16 protein-coding genes are annotated in these 19,109 nt (G+C 64.3%); 7 read left to right on the plus strand and 9 right to left on the minus strand.

What is annotated here, in order from left to right; genetic code table 11:
- Window positions 1-270: 270 nt before the first annotated feature.
- Window positions 271-1,887, minus strand: a complete 1,617-nt coding sequence (purH, locus tag JT360_RS26925; RefSeq protein WP_214475465.1) for a bifunctional phosphoribosylaminoimidazolecarboxamide formyltransferase/IMP cyclohydrolase — start codon at window positions 1,885-1,887, stop codon at window positions 271-273.
- 149 nt (window positions 1,888-2,036) lie between these two features.
- Between purH and JT360_RS26930 the strand changes: the two genes are divergently transcribed.
- A complete protein-coding gene (locus JT360_RS26930; protein WP_214475467.1) occupies window positions 2,037-2,345 on the plus strand; it encodes a putative quinol monooxygenase in 309 nt (102 codons plus the stop codon).
- A 25-nt stretch (window positions 2,346-2,370) separates the two neighbouring features.
- Here JT360_RS26930 and JT360_RS26935 read toward each other — a convergent pair whose 3' ends face one another.
- From JT360_RS26935 to htpX, 3 genes are all read right to left on the minus strand, one after another.
- On the minus strand, window positions 2,371-4,095 hold the full coding sequence (locus tag JT360_RS26935; RefSeq protein WP_214475469.1) for a heparinase II/III family protein: 1,725 nt from the start codon (window positions 4,093-4,095) through the stop codon (window positions 2,371-2,373).
- A 139-nt stretch (window positions 4,096-4,234) separates the two neighbouring features.
- Window positions 4,235-5,626: an RsmB/NOP family class I SAM-dependent RNA methyltransferase gene (locus tag JT360_RS26940; protein WP_214475471.1), complete on the minus strand. Its 1,392-nt coding sequence runs from the start codon at window positions 5,624-5,626 to the stop codon at window positions 4,235-4,237.
- Window positions 5,623-6,636 carry a zinc metalloprotease HtpX gene (gene htpX / locus JT360_RS26945; RefSeq protein WP_214475473.1) on the minus strand — a complete coding sequence of 338 codons (1,014 nt, stop codon included), beginning with the start codon at window positions 6,634-6,636 and terminating at the stop codon, window positions 5,623-5,625. The genes JT360_RS26940 and htpX overlap by 4 nt, the downstream gene beginning before the upstream one ends.
- 104 nt (window positions 6,637-6,740) lie before the next feature.
- On the opposite strand from htpX, the gene JT360_RS26950 reads away from it, so the two are divergent.
- The gene (locus tag JT360_RS26950; RefSeq protein ID WP_214475475.1) at window positions 6,741-6,962 is read left to right on the plus strand and encodes a DUF1674 domain-containing protein; all 222 of its coding nucleotides are present in this window, start codon (window positions 6,741-6,743) and stop codon (window positions 6,960-6,962) included.
- 33 nt (window positions 6,963-6,995) lie between these two features.
- Here JT360_RS26950 and JT360_RS26955 read toward each other — a convergent pair whose 3' ends face one another.
- The gene (locus tag JT360_RS26955) at window positions 6,996-7,661 is read right to left on the minus strand and encodes an HAD-IA family hydrolase (protein ID WP_214475476.1); all 666 of its coding nucleotides are present in this window, start codon (window positions 7,659-7,661) and stop codon (window positions 6,996-6,998) included.
- A 169-nt stretch (window positions 7,662-7,830) separates the two neighbouring features.
- Between JT360_RS26955 and JT360_RS26960 the strand changes: the two genes are divergently transcribed.
- The 3 genes from JT360_RS26960 (at window position 7,831) to JT360_RS26970 (ending at window position 12,021) form a co-directional block, all read left to right on the plus strand.
- On the plus strand, window positions 7,831-8,700 hold the full coding sequence (locus JT360_RS26960) for a transglutaminase-like domain-containing protein (protein ID WP_214475479.1): 870 nt from the start codon (window positions 7,831-7,833) through the stop codon (window positions 8,698-8,700).
- Window positions 8,701-9,011: 311 nt separating this feature from the next.
- On the plus strand, window positions 9,012-10,373 hold the full coding sequence (locus tag JT360_RS26965) for a pilus assembly protein (RefSeq protein WP_214475481.1): 1,362 nt from the start codon (window positions 9,012-9,014) through the stop codon (window positions 10,371-10,373).
- A 376-nt stretch (window positions 10,374-10,749) separates the two neighbouring features.
- Window positions 10,750-12,021, plus strand: coding sequence for a class I SAM-dependent methyltransferase (locus JT360_RS26970; protein ID WP_214475483.1), 1,272 nt, complete (start codon window positions 10,750-10,752; stop codon window positions 12,019-12,021).
- A gap of 200 nt (window positions 12,022-12,221) precedes the next feature.
- Here JT360_RS26970 and JT360_RS26975 read toward each other — a convergent pair whose 3' ends face one another.
- Window positions 12,222-12,971, minus strand: a complete 750-nt coding sequence (locus JT360_RS26975) for an MOSC domain-containing protein (protein WP_214475485.1) — start codon at window positions 12,969-12,971, stop codon at window positions 12,222-12,224.
- Window positions 12,971-14,926, minus strand: coding sequence for an acetate--CoA ligase (gene acs, locus JT360_RS26980; RefSeq protein ID WP_214475487.1), 1,956 nt, complete (start codon window positions 14,924-14,926; stop codon window positions 12,971-12,973). Before acs ends, JT360_RS26975 begins: the two co-directional genes overlap by 1 nt.
- 303 nt (window positions 14,927-15,229) lie before the next feature.
- On the opposite strand from acs, the gene JT360_RS26985 reads away from it, so the two are divergent.
- On the plus strand, window positions 15,230-15,502 hold the full coding sequence (locus tag JT360_RS26985; RefSeq protein WP_214475489.1) for an usg protein: 273 nt from the start codon (window positions 15,230-15,232) through the stop codon (window positions 15,500-15,502).
- 269 nt (window positions 15,503-15,771) lie between these two features.
- On the opposite strand, the gene JT360_RS26990 is transcribed toward JT360_RS26985, so the two are convergent.
- Window positions 15,772-16,806 (minus strand): aldo/keto reductase, encoded by a 1,035-nt coding sequence (locus tag JT360_RS26990; protein WP_214475491.1) that lies wholly within the window; start codon window positions 16,804-16,806, stop codon window positions 15,772-15,774.
- Between the two features lie 42 nt (window positions 16,807-16,848).
- Window positions 16,849-18,030, minus strand: coding sequence for an MFS transporter (locus tag JT360_RS26995; protein WP_214475492.1), 1,182 nt, complete (start codon window positions 18,028-18,030; stop codon window positions 16,849-16,851).
- Between the two features lie 137 nt (window positions 18,031-18,167).
- On the opposite strand from JT360_RS26995, the gene JT360_RS27000 reads away from it, so the two are divergent.
- Window positions 18,168-19,073 (plus strand): LysR family transcriptional regulator, encoded by a 906-nt coding sequence (locus JT360_RS27000; protein ID WP_214475494.1) that lies wholly within the window; start codon window positions 18,168-18,170, stop codon window positions 19,071-19,073.
- Window positions 19,074-19,109: the final 36 nt, after the last annotated feature.

Below are 19,109 nucleotides of genomic sequence, written 5' to 3' on the forward strand. Positions count from 1 at the left end.
GCGGGGGGCGGACGCGCGGTGGAGGGGCGGCCTGGGGGCGGAGGGGGGGCGGGGGCGACCGGATGTCAGGGAGGGGTACTGGGGAGGGGCGCGGGTCGCAGCGGACGGCGGAGTCGGCGGGAGTGTGGACTGTGCGCGGCGCGGGGAGGGGGGGGTCGATCACGGAGGCGGAGGGGGGTGGGGGAGCGGTGCAGCCCCCACCCCGTCTCGCGAATTTTGCTACGCAAAAATCGTTCGCCGACCCTCCCCACGAGGGGGAGGGTAAAGTGCTCAATGCCTGAAGTGCCTGACGCCCGTGAACACCATGGCGATGCCGTGCGCATCGGCGGCGGCGATGACATCGTCGTCGCGCATCGAGCCGCCCGGCTGGATGACGGCGGTGGCGCCGGCTTCGATGGCCGACAGCAAGCCGTCAGCGAAGGGGAAGAACGCGTCGGAGGCGACGACCGAACCCTTGGTGAGCGGTTCGGCAAGGCCCGCCGCCTCTGCTGCGTCGAGCGCCTTGCGGGCGGCGATGCGCGAGGAATCGACGCGGCTCATCTGGCCGGCGCCAATGCCGACGGTGGCACCATCCCTGGCATAGACGATGGCGTTCGACTTGACGTGCTTGGCGACGCGGAAGGCGAATTTGAGGTCGGCCATCTCGGCCGGCGTCGGTGCACGCTTGGTCACGACTTTCAGCTCGAGGTCGTCGACCACGGCATTGTCCCTGCCCTGGACGAGGAGGCCGCCGGCGACGGATTTGACCGTCGTGCCGGGCGAACGCGGATCCGGCAAGCCGCCTGTGACCAGCAGGCGCAGGTTCTTTTTGGCCGCGACGATTGCCGCCGCCTCGTCAGTCGCGCCGGGCGCGATGATGACCTCGGTGAAGGTCTTCACGATCTCCTCGGCCGCCTCGGCATCGAGGGTGCGATTGAGAGCAACGATGCCGCCGAAGGCCGAGACCGGGTCGCAGGCGAGCGCCTTGGCGTAGGCTGATTTCAGCGAGGTGCCCTCGGCAACACCGCACGGGTTGGCGTGCTTGATGATGGCGACAGCGGCGGAGCGGGCAGGATCGAACTCGCCGGCCAGTTCGAAGGCGGCGTCGGTGTCGTTGATGTTGTTGTAGGACAGCTGCTTGCCCTGCAGCTGGCGCGCCGTGGCGACGCCCGGCCGCTTGTCGCCATTGACATAGAAGCCGGCGCCCTGATGAGGGTTTTCGCCGTAGCGCATCACCTCGGCCAGCCTGCCGCCGAAGGCGCGCCAGGTCGGATGCTCGACCTCCAGCGCCTCGGCGAACCAGCCGGAGATCGCCGCGTCATAGGTGGCGGTGCGGGCAAAGGCCTTGGCCGCCAGCTTCTTGCGGAAATCCAGCGACAGCGAGCCGATGTTCATCTCCAGCGCGTTGAGCACCGAGGCGTAGTCGCTTGGATCTGTGACGATGGCGACATAGGCGTGGTTCTTGGCCGAGGCGCGGATCATCGCCGGGCCACCGATGTCGATGTTCTCGACGATCGCGGCATAGTCGGCGCCGGATCGGCGGACTTCCTCGAACGGATAGAGATTGGAGACGACCAGATCGATCGGCTCAATGCCGTATTTGCGCATCGCCTCCGCATGTTCGGGGTCGTCGCGCACGCCAAGCAGCGCGCCATGCACCGATGGATGCAGCGTCTTGACACGGCCGTCCATGATCTCGGGAAAGCCGGTGAGCTCGGAAACATCACGCACCTCCATGCCGGCCTCGGCGATCGCCTTGGCGGTGCCGCCGGTCGAGACCAGTTCGACGCCGGCGGCGGCCAATGCCCTGGCGAAGTCGATCAGGCCGGTCTTGTCGAAAACGGAGAGCAGGGCACGGCGGACGGGAACGAGGTCCGGGGCGGGAATGTTCTTGGCGGCGACGGCCATGGGCTGGCGGCCTTTCACGGCTGGTGTGATGGATGCCCGCGCCGTAGCACATGAGGCCCGGAAATCAAGCGCCGCGCAGCATTCGGCGGTTTGATATGCAATTGACGGCATCCAGTATAGGCTCATCTCCTCGCGATGGAGGAAAACCGATGGCATTTGTCCGTATTGGCCAATTCAGGGCGTTGCCGGATACGACGGAGCGGTTACGGGCTGTCTACGAAGCCGAGGCGATCCCCGCCATCCGCGCCGCAAACGGCAATATCAGCGCTGTGCTGCTGCAGCAGCACCAGGCGCGCGACACGTTCATGGCGATCACCGTCTGGGGCACGGCCGAGGACGCAGAGCGCTATGACCGCAGCGGCGAGGCGGCGGCGATGGTCGGCAAGATCCGCTTCGCCTTCGCCGGTCCGCCGACGCTCAGCACCTATGACGCCTTCGGTATCCCGCAGCAGGCTTGAGCGGGCCGACTGGCTTCGCGGCGGCTCAGTTGTTTTCCGGATAGCCGGCGATGCTGGTGCGCGTCAGCTGCCAATGGACTTCGGACACGTCGGAGGCCTTGAAGGCGAGCACGATCTGACGGCTGCGGCGCGGGCCGCCAAGACCGGCGAAATAGATCGATTCCTCGACCTCGGGCACCACTTCGCTTGACGTGAACACCCAGCTGTCGGCCTGATCGGCGGCCAGTACCAGGCGGTCGTGCTCGTCCTGCAAAAGGTTGATGTCGGGATGGACGTGGAAGCGAACGGTGATGAAGTCCCGCCCATTGTTGCGGATCGCGGCATTGCCGGGCCGCTGGAACCGGTCCCTGCCGGCCAGCACATTGCCGTTCGACGACAGCTTCAGCTCGCGCTCATGCAGGAAGCCGAAACGCTGGATATAGCCGTCATGGCGGGCGATGAAGCCCTGGATGCCCTTCTGGTCGATGCGCTTGCACTGGACATGCTGCGGGCCGCCGATCAGCGGCGAGCCGAGCAGATCGTTGACCCGCAGCGAGTGGCTGAACCGTGCCGACGAGGTGTCGTTGATGGTAGCGGTCGAGTGCGCGGCGGTGGCGCGGGCCAGCGGCCGGAACTCGGCGGCGCCATAGGTGTCGATGCCGGCGTTGACGATGTAGTGCTGGCGGCCGGACGACAGTTCGAAGGCGAGGCAGCCGGCGTGCGCGGCGTTGGAAACATCGACCGGCGGCGGCAGGCCGGTGTCGGCGATGACGGTGACGCCGCCCATGGACAGGCGCTCATAACCCGAATGCGGCGCGTGCAGCAGCGGCGCGCCAGCCGTGTCGTCATGGCGCAGGATGGTGGCGATGCGGTCGTGGATGGTGGCGCCCATGCCGTTGAAGCGGGCGAGGCTGCCGTCCTGGTGGCGGAAGAAGCGCAGCGCCGGCAGCATGCGGTCGATGGCGCCGATCAGCGCCTGTGGCGGGGCTTCCGCCTGGTTGGCGTAGGTCTGGCGCAGCGGCAACAGGTCGGCGAGGATTTCCAGCACCGTCATCGGATTGCGCGAGATATGGCCGCCGTCGGCGAGGATCTGTCGGTTGAGCTCCTCGGCAAGGCTGCGGGTGGCGCCGCGCAGCGCCGAGGCCGTCGCCGGCAAAGAGAGTGCCGCGAAGGCCAGCGCGATGCGGGCCCGCAGCCGGTCCTTGCCGTCGGGCATCTCGCGCGCCATCGACCTGAGGTAGCGGATCTGCATGGCGAGCGATTTCAGGAAGGCGCGATAGAAGGGAAACTCGGCGCCCTGCAGCACGATGGAAGAATGCTGCAGCCAGGCGATGATGCGCTTGGCCGCCGTGCCTGGTTCCCAGGCGATGCCCGAAATATGGCTGCCATGCATGACGATCCAGTCGGAAACCAGGGCGCGGGCATTGGCGGCGGCAAGCTCGGTGCCGGCGGCGCGCATGTGGCGCAGCCAGCGGAAGCCATGCAACGTCTTTTGCCAGCCGTGATTGGGGACATTGATCTGGAAAGGCGACTTGCCGCCGGTCTCGACCAGGTGTCCCGACAGGGGATAGCGGCCGTAATAGATTTCGAGCGCGATCTGCGGATCGGCGAGGCGCAGGTCCGGCGGCGCGATCAGGACGCGTTCGGGCGTGCGGCCGGAATAGCGCCAGCGATAGACCGGGCCGGCGCGCAGGCGCCGGCGCGTCTTGCGCCAAAACTCCTTCGCGACCAGCGTCCACAGACGCGTCGTGCTGCTGGCAGCCAGTGCCAAAACCCCTCCTGGTCGTCCTCTACCCCAGCATAAGTTTATATGATTCAAGAACTTATGCGAAGGCGAATTCCTTAGAACGGCGCCGAGTCCCCTGCTTTTGGACCGGGTCCTCCCTAAAAAAGTCTGCAAATCCCTGTGGTTAGGTCCTGGTTCGACGCATACGCGCGGCGAAGAAGCCGTCCAGCCCCGAACGCTCCGGCGCACCGAGATCGAGGTCGGCGGGTGTTGTGCGCAGCGTGCCTTGCGCCGTCAGGAACGAATCGACCCCGGCGATCTCGCCTTGCCGCAGCGGATCATCGACGACCGCCGCGGTGTCCTTGAGAAAAGCGCGATGCAGGTCTTCGCCTTCGAGCGGGTCGAGCGAGCAATTGGAAAAGACGATCCGGCCGCCGAGCCTGACCAGCGTGACGGCGCGGGCGAGCAGCCGGCGCTGCAGGTCGGCGAGTTTTTCGACATCGGCCGCGGTCTTGGTCCAGGGCACGTCGGGATGCCGGCGCACCGTGCCGGTCGACGAGCAGGGCGCGTCAAGCAGCACGGCGTCGAACAGGTCCGCCGGCTCGTATTTGAGCAGGTCGGCCTGGACGATTTCGGCGGAGAGGCCGAGCCGGTCGAGATTCTGCGCCAGCCGCGCCAGCCGGTTCTTCGAGGTGTCGACCGCGGTGACCTTGGCGCCGGCCAGGATCAGCTGAGCGGTCTTGCCGCCGGGCGCGGCACAGAGATCGGCGACGCGCAGTCCGCTGACATCGCCAAACAGCCGGGCGGGAAGGCTGGCCGCCGCATCCTGGACCCACCAGGCGCCCTCCGCGAAGCCGGGCAGTTCGGTGACGGCGCCGGCAAGCTTCTCCACGCGCACCGTACCGGTCGGCAGGACAATGCCGCCGAGCTTTTCGGCCCAGAGTTCGGGATCGGCCTTGACCGAAAAGTCGACCGGCGCTTCATGCCGATGCGCGGCGAGGATCTGCCTGGCCTTGTCCGCGCCGTAGGCGGCCTTCAGCCGGTCGGAAAACCATTTTGGCGCTTCGTCGGTGGTAGCGAGGACGGCCGGCAGTTCCGTGTCCTTGGCACGCGCCAATGTGCGCAGCACGCCGTTGACCAGGCCCGAGAAACGCTGCGTGCGCGGATCGGATTTGGCATGGGTCACCGCCAGGTCGACGGCGGCGCTGTCGGGAACGTCGAGGAACAGGATCTGCGCTGCTGCCACATGCAAGATATGGGACAGAGCGGTGGCGTTGGGCGGCAGCGGTTTTTCCAGGCGCCGGGCCAACAAACCCGTGATGGTCATGCGATAGCGCAGCGCGGTGACCAGGATGGCGCGCACCAGGCCACGGTCGCGCAGATCGAGCGCCTTGTATTGCGGGTGGCCGTTCTCGTGGTCGGTCAGGCCGTCGAGCGGCGTTCTTGCATCGATGACGGCGGCAAGCAAACGCGCCGCCGCCTTGCGGGCGGCGAGGCCGGCGACGAATTCGCCGCCGTCATTGGATTGCTGATCGCCTGAGCCTGTGCGTCGAGGTGTTTTGTCCGCCACGCTCACGACCACCGGCCTTTGGGCCCGGTCGGGTTGCGACCCCACGGATTGGGCTTCGGCCTGGCCGGCTCCGCCGGCTGTTCCGGCTGCGGGGCCGGGCCCCATGGCCCGGACGGCCGATGTTCGTCCGCCTGCCGCGGCGCGGGAGCCTGGCGCGGGGCAGGCTGCGTGCTGCCGCTCCGTTGAGCCATCGCCTGCAAGGCAGCGATGCGGTTTTCGGTGCTCGGATGGGTGGAGAACAGATTGTCCATGCGCTCGCCGTGCAGGGGATTGATGATGAAGAGATGTGCCATCGCCGGATTGCGCTCGGCATCGGGGTTGGGAATGCGTTCGGCGCCGCGGGCGATCTTGTCAAGTGCGGATGCCAGCCAGAGCGGGTGTCCACAGATTTCGGCGCCTCGCCGGTCGGCTTCGTATTCGCGGGTGCGGCTGACCGCCATCTGCACGATCATCGCGGCGAAGGGTGCCACGATCATCGCAGCCAGCACGCCGACAAAGCCGAACGGGTTGTTGTCGCGGTTGCCGCCAAGGAAAAAGGCGAAATTGCCGAGCATCGAGATGGCGCCGGCAAAGGTGGCGACGATGGTCATTGTCAGCGTGTCGCGGTGCTGGACATGGGCGAGTTCGTGCGCCATGACGGCCGCGACCTCTTCGTGGGTCAGCCGCTGCAGCAGGCCGGTGGAAGCGGCAACGGCCGCATTCTGGGGGTTGCGGCCGGTGGCGAAGGCATTCGGCTGCGGATTGTCGATCAGATAGGTCTTGGGCATTGGCAGCCCCGCCTGCTTGGCCAGCGCCTGGACGATGGCGTAATATTCCGGCGCGTTCTTCTCGTCGACCTCGACGGCGCGGTTCATCGACAGCACCATCTTGTCGGCGTTCCAGTAGCTGAACAGGTTGGTGCCGGCGGCGATCAGCAGCGCGATCATCATGCCGCCCGAACCGCCGATCAGGAAGCCGACGCCCATGAACAGCGCCGTCATCGCGGCAAGAAGCATGGCGGTGCGAATGGTGTTCATCGTCTGCTCCTGTCAAAACGCGGTGAAAGGGGGTCGATCCCCGTGAGCTCATCGCTATATGATGGGAAACGCCTGCCCCTGTTTCAATCCGCCTGAGATATCGCATGAACGACGAAACCAGTAAAACGTCCACCGACCCGGACGACCAAGTGCCGCAAAGGGAGCTGTCGCCCGCCGCCCGCCGCGCGCTGGCTGAAGCCGAGGCAAGGCGGCAAGATTATCGCCGCAAGGAAGCCGCGCTACCCCGCGAAATCGGCGGCCGTGGTGGCAAGGAACCCGGGCGCTACGGCGACTGGGAAATCAAGGGTCTGACCAGCGACTTCTAAGGAACACACCTTTGGACGGCGTGCATTGCATTTTCAGGCGGCGTTGCGCTGCGGTTCGAATGCAAGCCAGCCATGTTCGTCGACGGTGATGCCGACCGCGTCGTAGCCTGCAATGGCGGCATGCTGCGTCGGCAATGGATGCTGGTGCGTGGCGCTGATCACCATGACTGGAGCCCCGGCCGCCTCGGCTGCCCTTATGCCGGCCGGAGCGTCCTCGAACACAAGGCAATCGCGCGCATCGACGCCCAGCCGTTCCGCGCCAAGCCGGAAGCAGTCAGGCGCAGGCTTGCCGCGCGAAACATCTTCCGCCGCGACGAGAACGGCAGGAACCGGTATTCCGGCAGCCTTCATGCGCAAGAGCGCCAGTTCGCGTGGCGCGGAGGTCACGATCGCCCAGCGCTCCGGCGGCAGCGCATTGAGGAACGCCACGGCGCCGGCGATCGGGACAATGCCATCGAGATCGGCGGCCTCGGCCTTCAGCAGCAGGTCGGCCTCATGCGCCGGGTCGACGCCTGGAAGGGCGAGGCCGGCGATGGTCTCGATCGCCCGCACGCCGTGGATGGTCGGCAGGAAGGCCGCGACGTCGAGGCCCTGGCGACGTGCCCAATCGCTCCAGACCCGCTCCGCCGAGGCGATGGAATTGATGAGGGTGCCGTCCATGTCGAAGAGGAAGGCGGCGAATTTTCTGCCAGCAAACATGATTTTCCTTGAAGTCCGGGAGGGGGTCGAGGGAGGGCGCGCAACCGTAACGTCGCGGTGCTGATATGGGAAGGCGCGAGGGTGTCTTTTCGGACGGTCCAGGGAACCACGGCACCCCTGCGACGTTTCAACGACACCTGCTTTCCATGACGATCGAAGGGGACCTGCGATGCTGATCCGGCTCGGCTACGAGATTGCCATTGAATGCGCCGAGCCCACTCCGGTGATTTCGCTGCTCGAGATCCATAGGGACAGGCAGGCCGACATCAAGCGGCAGACGCGTGTCTTGACCTCGCCTTCGGTTCCGACCAGGCGCTATCATGATCTGCACGGCAATGGCTGCCGCCGGTTCACCGCGCCTGGCGGCACCTTCCGTATCCTCTACGATGCGGTTGTCGAAGACAGCGGAGAGACGGACGAGGTCAATCCGCTGGCCAGGGAAGTGCCGGTGGCCGAATTGCCCGACGAGGTGCTCATCTATCTCCTTGGCAGCCGCTATTGCGAAACGGATCACCTCAGCGATCTCGCCTGGCAGCTTTTTGGTCGGGGTCCGCCGGGCTGGGCGCGGGTGCAGGCGATCGTCGACTATGTCCATGATAGGCTGTCATTCAGCTATGGCTATGCGCGCTCGACCCGCACGGCGGCACAGGCACACGAGGAGCGGGTCGGGGTCTGCCGCGACTACGCCCATCTGGCGATCACGCTCTGCCGCTGCATGAACATTCCGGCGCGGTATGTGAACGGCTACCTCGGCGACATCGGGGTGCCGGCCGATCCGGCGCCGATGGACTTCTCGGCCTGGATGGAGGTGTTCCTCGAGGGCAAGTGGTACACGTTCGATCCGCGCCATAACCGGCCTCGCACCGGCCGCGTCGTCATCGCGCGCGGCCGCGACGCCACCGACGTGCCGCTGCTGCACAGTTTCGGCCCGCACCGGCTTACCTTGTTCAAGGTATGGACCTACGAACAGGAAGGCAGGCTGTTCAATCCGCCCTACCACGGCATCGACAGGACGGTCAGCGCGCAGATGCTGGCCTAGTCCCTCGCACGTTCGCCTCCAGCAGTCTCGGGACAGTTGGTCCGCTTCGGCACAGGAGGCCTGTGCCGCAACAGGACGTCGCCCCGCATTCCGTGATTGCTTCGCTTTGAGCATGGTAAGCCGTCGGTTAACGCAGCTGTGGCGGTGTCCGCCTGTTTACCGATCATTCACCTTCGCAATGGCCGAAAGTAAACAAAAACAATAGCTTGATGGCTTGCAGCGTGTGCTCTGGCGCATCGCGGCATCGTCCGGCCGGAATCCTGCATTGCCCTTGGTGCGGCGACGAGGCCGAGGCATGCGGAGGCTGTTGGATGCGGAATTACGGGGGTCTTGTTCACGCGGTCGGCGGGTTAGCCAGAGATCGCGGTGGAAATCTCGCGGTCCTGTTCGGCTTTGCTGCCTCGGTCTTGGCGCTAGCCGCAGGCTTCTCGGTCAACATTTCGCAGCTCTACAATACCAGATCGAGCCTGCAAGGCGTGGTCGACGCCGCGGTGACGTCGACGGCACGCGACATCACGACCGGTGCCATCAAGGAAGCCGATGCCAACAAGTCGGTGCAAGCCTTTCTTGCTGCCAACGAGGCCGCGGGAATTCTGCAGGCCGGTCAGGTCGTGCTCGACAGGCTGATCGTCGACAAGATCGCGAAAACGGTCCAGGTGGACGCCCATGTCGACGTCGCCTTGTTCTTTCCGATTTTCGGCGTGGGCGAGACGAAACGCGTAACTGCGTCAACGACGGCACTTTATTCGGACAAGACCATCGAAGTGGCGATGATGCTCGATGTGACCGGATCGATGGCCGGTCAGAAGATCAAGGACCTGAAGACAGCCGCTGCCAATGCGGTGGACAGTTTCCTGGGCAACCAGGATCCGAGCAAACCGCGGGTGCGCGTTTCTATCGTGCCCTATGCCAATTCGGTCAATGCCGGTCAGCTTGCGGCCAGCAGCGTTTACCTCGAAGCCAACGCCAGCGAGCGCAAGCAGGCGCCGGGCAATGCAAGCGCTCGGCTTGCTTCGGTTTCGCCGCGACCGGATAATTGCGCCACCGAGCGCAAGGGTATCGATCAGTATTCGGACGCGGGTCCCGACTCGAGCATGGTCAATCGCGACTATCTGTTGTCGGGCTTTGCCACGAACACACGCACCGCCGCTTGCCCAGTCGCCGCGCTCGTCCCTTTGACGGCCGACGCCGCGACGCTCAAGAATGTCATTAAGGATCTTGTCGCTTCGGGCGGCACCGCCGGCCATATCGGCGTCCAGTGGACCTGGTACATGCTCTCGGAAAGCTGGGGCAGCGTGCTCAATGCTTCGCAGCGGCCAGCCAAGGCCGATCCGAAGAAAGTCGGCAAATACGTGATCCTGATGACGGACGGCGAGTTCAACCTGTCCTATTTCGACGCCACCAGCGTTGACGGAGTTTACAACGATGCCGGCAAGGAAACGACCCGCACGGCGGCGACAAAGCTCTGCGCCGCCATGCGCGACAAAGGCATAGAGATCTTCACGATCGGCTTCAAACTCGATGAGGTAAACGCAGCCGCGACATTGCAGGCTTGTGCCAGCCCCGATACGGGTTCGGTCAAGCACTTCTACCAGGCCGCTGACGGCACTGAATTGGATACCGCATTTCAGACAATCGCCCGCAACATCGAAACGCTTGCGTTGACGAAATAGGACGTTGGCCCAAAAGGAAAAGGCCGCCGCTTCTTTCGAAGCCGGCGGCCTTCCGTGTTTCCGTCCGTGGCGCGGCCCATGGCGGCAACCCAGGGGTCACCCGCCGCGCATCTCGCGCCTTAACGGGAAGACTGCTTCCCGAAAGTGCAATCCTGCGAGGCCACGTTCTGGAAAACGAAATCACTCGACATCGGATCACCTCCTTTCGATTTGTTGAACACATCTTCATGATGGGGTGCATTGCAGCAAATGGCAAGGTGCAGTGCCGAAAAAGTCACCCCGCGGAAAAACGCCGCCAGGCCAAATCCGCGTGCTCCGGCTTGCGATCCACGTCTCAAACAGACAAGATCGCGCCATCGGGCCGTGGGGAACGAGCATGGACGCCACCGAAAGAGCCGCGCGCATCGTTCGAACGGTGATCGAAGCGCTGAAGCCGGGTTTTGCCGTCAGGCTGTGGACCGGCGAGCGGATCGGCCCCGCCGACGGGCCGGTTCTCGCCATCAACGATCAGGACATCGTCTGGCAATTGGTCCGCCGGCCGAATTTCTCGACCCTGATCGAGATGTGGATTTCCAAGGCGGTCGATATCGAAGACGGATCGCTGTTCGATTTCTATGCCCTGCCTTCGCAGGGCAAGCTCAGGTCGAAACTCAAGGCATTGCCGAAACTGGCAATCCTGCGTGACCTGCCCGCCGTTCTGTTTTCGAGAAAGCAGATGACGGCGCGGGTCGAGCTTGCCGGACGAAACCCTTTCGTCAGCGGATCGAGCAAGGAGGCGATCCAGCATCATTATGACATCTCGAACGCCTTCTACCGGCTCTTCCTCGACGAGCGCATGGTCTATAGCTGCGGCTACTTCAAGGATTTCGCCAATGGCATCGATGAAGCGCAGGCCGACAAGCTCGACCACATCTGCCGCAAGCTGCGTCTGAAGCCCGGCGAAAGGCTGCTCGACATCGGCTGCGGCTGGGGAGCGATGCTGATCCATGCCGCGAAAAATTACGGCGTCACCGGCCACGGCGTCTCGCTGTCGGAAGCCCAGACGAAACTCGCCCGTGAGCGCATTCGCGCCGAGGGTCTGGAGGACAAGATCACCATCGAGATAAAGTCCTATGCCGAGCTCACCGGAACCTTCGACAAGATATCGTCGATCGGCATGTTCGAGCATCTGGGTATCGCCAATCACGCCGCCTACTTTTCCACCGTCCACCGGCTGCTGAAGCCGGGCGGCGTCTATCTGCATCATGCCATCACCAGGCGCAGCAAGGGCGACATGAAGAAGACCCTGCGCAAGGGGCCGGAATACAAGGCGCTGATCAAATACATCTTTCCCGGCGGTGAACTCGACACGATCGGCATGACGCTCGGCAATCTCGAGGCGCACGGCTTTCTCGTCTACGATGTCGAGAACCTGCGCGAGCATTATGCCCGCACCTGCAGGCTGTGGGCCGAGCGCCTGCATGCCCGCTTCGATGAGGCGATCGCCGAGGTCGGCGAGGCCAAGGCGCGGCTGTGGCTGCTCTACCTGACGGGTTGCTCGATCACCTTCGAGCGCGCCTCGGCCCAGATATTCCAAACCGTCGCCACCAAACGCGCACGCGGCCCGAGCGGGCTGCCGCCAACGCGGGCGGACCTGTATCGGGAGTGAGGTGTCTGATCCAGCGCCGGAACCCCCACGCTTCGTCATCCTCGGGCTTGACCCGAGGATCCATGCCGCGACATCAGCCGGGGAATGCAGCGGAAGAAATTTCTGAACTGTTGCAACGCGTTGGCGTCACGGCATGGATTCTAGGGTCTGCGCCGCGTCGCTTCGCACCTTGCTTCGCCCTAGAATGACGAAATCACATCCTACACGAACCGCATCGTGTCGCCGACAGCGACACGTGCCGGCCGGTCGACCGTGCAATACACCCCGAGATTATGCGCGTTGTGGCGGACCAGATTGCGCAGGATCCCGGGATCGTGGTCGAAACCATCCTGGGCGATGATGGTGAAGCCGCAGCGGCGGCATGGTTCGGAGATCGTCAGCATCAATTCGCCGACCGCGAGCTTGCGGCCGATCCACTCCGTCTCCGGAAACGAACCTTCGATCGCCGCCATGTCGACCACGATATTGGGGCGGAAGCGGCGCGGGTCGGCGGCGCCTTCCGGATGCAACGCCTTCAGGCGCGCCAGCGAAGCGGTGGTCAAGAGATGGATCGGCGCCTTGCGATAGCGCGCCTGCGTGAGCGGACCGGCATAGGCCGACGGTGCATTCTCCCGGCCGAACGGCCGGATCGAGGCCGCGAAGCCGAGATGGGCTGATACTGCGCGGTCGCATTCGGCGCCGGGTGCGCTCAGCCAGTCACCGCCAGGCACGGCGATCTCCAGTTCACGACCATTGGCCAGCCGGGTGCGGATCAACGGCACCTTGTGCCATTTCGCTTCGCGGTCGGGCCGTGCGATCTCATTGTCTAAGGTATCGACGAGGCCGAACATGCGATCGCCCTCGATGCTTTCGAGCGCGACCGAGATCGCGTCCAGGCGTTCTCCGGCAAGCGAGCTTGCCGGATAGCGCCAGAGTTCGCTGACAGTGCCGAGCAAAGCCTCGTCCCGCATCAGCCCTTCTTGTTCTGCCGGTTGGCGATCAGGTCGTCGACAACAGCCGGATCGGCGAGCGTCGAGGTATCGCCCAAGGCGGCAAAGTCGTCCTCGGCGATCTTGCGCAGGATGCGGCGCATGATCTTGCCCGAGCGTGTCTTGGGCAGGCCTGGTGAGAACTGGATCTTGTCGGGCGATGCGATGGCGCCGATCTCCTTGCGGACATGGGCGATGAGGTCCTTGCGCAAATCCTCGGTCGGCTCGGCGCCTTTCATCAGGGTGACGTAGCTGTAGATGCCCTGGCCCTTGATGTCATGGGGATAGCCGACGACGGCGGCCTCGGAGACCTTGTCATGGCTGACCAATGCCGATTCGACTTCGGCCGTGCCCATGCGGTGCCCCGAGACGTTGATGACGTCGTCGACGCGGCCGGTGATCCAGTAATAGCCGTCGGCGTCGCGGCGGCAGCCGTCGCCGGTGAAATACTTGCCCTTGTAGGTGGAAAAATAGGTCTGCACGAAGCGGTCGTGATCGCCATAGACGGTGCGCATCTGGCCAGGCCAGGAATCGGTGATGCAGAGGTTGCCGTCGGCGGCACCTTCCAGCACCTTGCCTTCACCGTCGACCAGCTGCGGCGTGACGCCGAAGAAGGGCCTTGTCGCCGAGCCTGGCTTGAGATCGGTGGCGCCCGGCAGCGGCGTGATCAAGATGCCACCGGTCTCGGTCTGCCACCAGGTGTCGACGATCGGCACCTTGCCGTTGCCGACGACGTTGAAATACCACTCCCAGGCTTCCGGGTTGATCGGTTCGCCGACCGTGCCGAGCACGCGCAGCGATTTGCGCGATGTCTTCTTCACCGGGGCGTCGCCGGCGCCCATCAGCGCGCGCAGCGCCGTCGGCGCGGTGTAGAAGATGTTGACCTTGTGCTTGTCGATGACTTCCCAGAAGCGCGATTGCGAGGGATAGTTGGGCACGCCTTCGAACATCAGCGTGGTGGCGCCATTGGCGAGCGGGCCATAGACGATGTAGCTATGGCCGGTGACCCAGCCGACATCGGCGGTGCACCAGTAGATGTCGCCGTCATGATAGTCGAAGACATATTGGTGGGTCATCGAGGCGTAGACCAGATAGCCGGCCGTGGTGTGCAGCACGCCCTTTGGCTGGCCGGTCGAGCCCGACGTGTAGAGGATGAACAGCGGATCCTCCGCCTTCATCTTCTCGGGCTTGCACTCGGCCTTAACTGAAGCGATCTCGTCGTGGTACCAGACATCGCGGCCCGGAGCCCAGCCGACCTTGCCGCCGGTGCGGCGCACGACGACGACGTTCTTGACCATCACATGATGCCTGGCGGCGATGTCGATCGCCTTGTCGGTGTTGTCCTTCAGCGGGATCGGCTTGCCGCCGCGCAGGCCCTCATCTGATGTGATGACGAAGGTCGATTCGCAGTCGACGATGCGGCCGGCCAGCGCATCCGGCGAGAAGCCGCCGAAGACGATCGAATGGATGGCGCCGATGCGCGTGCAGGCCAGCATCGCATAGGCGGCCTCCGGGATCATCGGCATGTAGATGGTGACGCGGTCGCCCTTCTTGACGCCGTGCTTCTTCATCACATTGGCGAGCCGGCAGACATGCTCATGAAGCTCGTTATAGGTGATCTTCTTGTCGTCGTAGGGATTGTCGCCTTCCCAGATGATGGCGGTCTGGTTGCCCCGCTTCTTCAGGTGGCGGTCGATGCAGTTGTAGGAAACGTTAGTCAGCCCGTCCTCGAACCATTTGATCGAGACCTTGCCGTCGAAGGAGGTGTTCTTGACCTTGCTGAAGGGCTTGAACCAGTCGATACGCTTGCCGTGCTTGCCCCAGAACTTGTCCGGGTTCTTGATGCTGTCGGCATACCATTTGAGATAGGTTTCGTTGTCGATCAGCGCATTCTTCTTCCACGCCGGCTGGACGCGATGGACATTAACCTCGGACATTCCTGACTTTCCTCCCGAACCAATCCGCCGGCTTGAACCGCCGGCGGGATCGCGGCAAAGCGGCCGCGAATTCGGCGGCATTATTACCAGTTCCGCCGCAACGGCAACATTAGACGTTGGATTTGCGTGGCGGGATGCCGCAGGGGGGCTTTCCGGGCCTGTCAGCACTCGAACGGGTTCGCTGCTAACTGCATGTTTTCGCGCAGAAAACCCGGATATGATGAGGAAAAATCAATAGACAGTTAAATAACAAAGCGCACAATGTGATGTCGGGAGGAAGGAGAATCGACCTAGGGGGCTGCAATGCATGACCATTCCGAAATGGACTTGATGCTCAAAGGCTATGGCTTGACCACGGCCAAGATTCTTTATCACTTTCCCGATCATCCGCATCTGCTGCAGAGCTATATCTGGCAGGACTACGACATCGCGCCGACGTTCCCGGTGCTGATCAAGTTCATCGAGTTCTGGAAGACCAGGCTCGATGGGCCGTTGCATTCGGTCAGCTACACGCACCAGAAGCTGATCGCGCCGAATGAATGGCGCAAGGTGGACGGCGAATTCGTGCTGCACTGAAGAGCTCGGAGTGATTGGCGGAACACGCCGTCGTTTCGTCATCCACGGGCGGAGCAAGGAGCGTAGCGACGCAGCGCAGACCCGAGGATCCATGCCGCGACCTCAAGGCGTCGCAACTGTGCAGTATCATGCTCCGTTGCATCTGAGATCGAAGTCGCGGCATGGATCCTAGGGTCTCCGCGACGGAGCTGCGCTCCTGCTTCGCCCTAGGATGACGAACCTCTGAGACCGCGGCCAACTACAAGCGTCTGAGCTGAATCAGCCATCGCTCACACCGTCGGCGGGTTCAGCCGGGCGAAGGCTTCCTGGCGGCGATAGGGGAAATACGGGTAGGGCGCGGTGACTTCGCTTGCGGCGTCCAGTCTCCCGATCTGCTCCGGCGTCAGCGTCCAACCAATGGCGCCGAGATTCTGGCGCAATTGCTCCTCGTTGCGCGCGCCGATGATGACCGATGAAACAGTCGGGCGCTGCAACAGCCAGTTGATGGCGATCTGCGGCACGGTCTTGCCGGTTTCCTGCGCCACCGCGTCGAGCGCGTCCATCACCCGGTAAAGATGTTCGTCCTCGACCGGCGGGCCGAAGCTTGCCGTGTCGTGCAGCCGGCTCTTTTCCGGCAGAGGCTGGCCACGGCGGATCTTGCCGGTCAAGCGGCCCCAGCCGAGCGGGCTCCAGACCAGCGCGCCGACGCCCTGGTCGAGGCCGAGCGGCATCAGCTCCCATTCATAGTCGCGCCCGACCAGCGAGTAGTAGACCTGGTGCGCGACATAGCGCGGGTAGCCGTGCTTGTCGGCCTGCGCCAGCGATTTCATCACTTGCCAGCCGGAGAAATTGGAGACGCCGATATAGCGCAGCTTGCCGGCACGCACGAGTTCGTCCAGCGTCGACAGAACCTCCTCGATCGGCGTGCCTGCGTCGAAGGCATGCAGCTGCAACAGGTCGATGTAGTCGGTGCCGAGGCGCTTCAGCGCGGCCTCCACGGATTTGATCAGCCTTGAACGCGACGAGCCGTAGTCCTCGGGTCCATCGCCCATCGGGAGCGCGGTCTTGGTCGAGATCAGCACGGCATCGCGGCGGCCTTTGATCGCGTCGCCGAGCACCTCTTCCGAGGCGCCGTTCGAATAGACGTCGGCGGTGTCGAACAGATTGACGCCGGCCTCGAGGCAGATGTCGATCAGCCGCCGTGCTTCGACGGCATCGCTGTTGCCCCAGGCGCCGAACAGCGGACCGGAGCCGCCGAAGGTTCCTGCTCCAAATGAGAGTGCGGGCACTTTCAGGCCTGATGCGCCGAGACGTCGATAGTCCATCTTTTACTCCTGATGACGTCGAAAACGGATTTGCGGGAGAGCTTACGAGCAGATAGAGGCCGGCTCGCCGAGCGCCGGGCTGCGATCGAGGCGCAGCGCCAGCCCGGCCACGCCGAGGGCCGCGACCGGCAGCAGGGCGGCGACCCAGGTGAGCGAACCCAAGCCGAGGCCGTGGGCGATGACCGTGCCGCCGAGCCAGGCGCCGGCGGCATTGCCGAGATTGAAGGCGGCGATGTTGAAGGAAGAGGCGAGGCTCTGGCCGGCGCCTTGCGCCTTTTCCAGCACCCACATCTGCAGCGGCGCCACGGTGGCAAAAGCGGCGGCGCCAAGCAGGCCGACATAGATCACGGCCATGACCTGGCTGTGGATGGCGAAGCTCATCGTAGCGAGCACCAGGGCGAGCACCACGAGACTGCTGAGCACCGCCGGCACCAGCCAGCGGTCGGCGACCTTGCCGCCAAGCAAATTGCCGGCGATGAGGCCGCCGCCGAAGACGAGTAGGATCGGCGATACGGCCGCTTCCTTGAAGCCGCTGATCTGGGTCAGCAACGGCGCGATGTAGGTGAAGACGGCGAAGACGCCGGCATAGCCAAGCACGGTGGTGGCGAGGCCGAGCAGCACAGGCGTGCGGCGCAGCACGGCGAGGTCGGCGCGCAGGTCGCTCTTCTCAGGAGCCGCTTGGCTGCGCGGCACCAGTGTCAGGATGACGGCGAAGGCCGCCAGGCCGACCGCGGTCACCGCCCAGAAGCTCGCGCGCCAGCTGAAGGCCTGGCCAAGCCATGTGCCGAAGGGCACGCCGAGGATGTTGGCGACGGTCAGGCCAGTGAACATCAGCGCGATCGCCGAAGCCTTCCTGTTGGGCGCGACCAGACCTGTGGCGACCACCGAGCCGACGCCGAAGAAAGTGCCGTGGGCAAAGGCGGTGATGATGCGGGCGCCCATCAGCGTCCAGTAGTCGGGAGCCAGGGCACAAGCGAGATTGCCAATCGTGAAGATCGCCATCAGTGCCAGAAGCACGGTCTTGCGCGGCCAGTTGCCGGTAGCGATGGTGAGCAGCGGCGCGCCGATGACGACGCCCAGCGCATAGCCTGAAATGAGCTGGCCGGCGGACGAGATCGAGACGCCGAGATCCTTACTGACATCGAGCAGCAGACCCATGATGACGAATTCGGTGACGCCGATGCCGAAGGCCCCGGCAGCGAGGGCGTAGAGAGCAAGAGGCATGGCGGTTTCCACTTTCCAGACGGGCCTAAGGCGATGGGCGCCTTGTCCAACCCCGCGCCCCGACAGGGAAGATCGTGTCGCCATGCACTGTGAACCAGACTTGCGTCGGGCACATTGTCTGTGAAATAGATTCACAAATGGCGAGACCTGACATCAACCGCTCCGGCGAGATCGAAGTGTTTGTCCGCGTCGTCGAGGCGGGCAGCTTTTCCGCCGCGGCGCGCGGCTTGCGCATGGCGCCGTCGGCGGTGAGCAAGCTGATCGCGCGGCTGGAGGCGCGGCTCGGCGCGCGGCTCATCAGCCGCTCGACGCGCAAATTGCAGCTCACGCCGGAGGGGACGGTTTTTTTCGACAGCGGGGTGCGCATTCTCGCCGACATGGACGCAGCCGAGCGCGAAGCGGCGGCTGGGGCGGCGCCGCGCGGCAGGCTGAGGGTCAACAGCTACGTGCCGTTCGGCCAACACAGGCTGATGTCGCTGCTGCCGCGGTTTCTGGAGCGCTATCCCGAGATTTCCGTGGAGGCCATGCTGACCGACAGCGTGATCGACCTTCTGGAGGAGCGCGCCGACGTCGCCATACGCGCCGGGCCACTTCGCGAATCACGGCTGGTGGCGCGCAAGCTTGGTCAGAGCCGGATGGTGCTGGTCGCGGCGCCTTCCTATCTCGAAGCGCGCGGGACACCGCGCACTCTGTCCGATCTCGGGCGCCACAACATGCTGGCCTTCGGCTTCGCGCGGCATATCGACGGCTGGCCCTTTGTGGACGCGGCAGGCGCGTCGATCCTTGTCCCGGTTGTCGGCAACCTGACGCTGACCGATGGCGAGGCGATGCGGCAGACGACGGTGGCCGGGGCCGGCATCGCCCGGCTGGCGCTTTGGCATGTAGAGCCTGACATTGCCGCCGGCCGTCTTGTGCCGTTGCTGGAAGACTTCAACCCTGGCGATCTGGAAGCAACGCATGCCGTCTATGTCGGCCAGGGCAAGCATTTGCCGGCCCGGGTACGGGCCTTTCTGGATTTTCTCTCTGAAACAGTTCGTCTCTAAAGCGCGTCGCGTTGAAACGGAATCATGCGACGCGCT

The sequence above is a fragment of the Mesorhizobium sp. dw_380 genome, from assembly GCF_018588885.1.
In the GTDB taxonomy this organism is placed as follows: Bacteria; Pseudomonadota; Alphaproteobacteria; order Rhizobiales; family Rhizobiaceae; genus Mesorhizobium.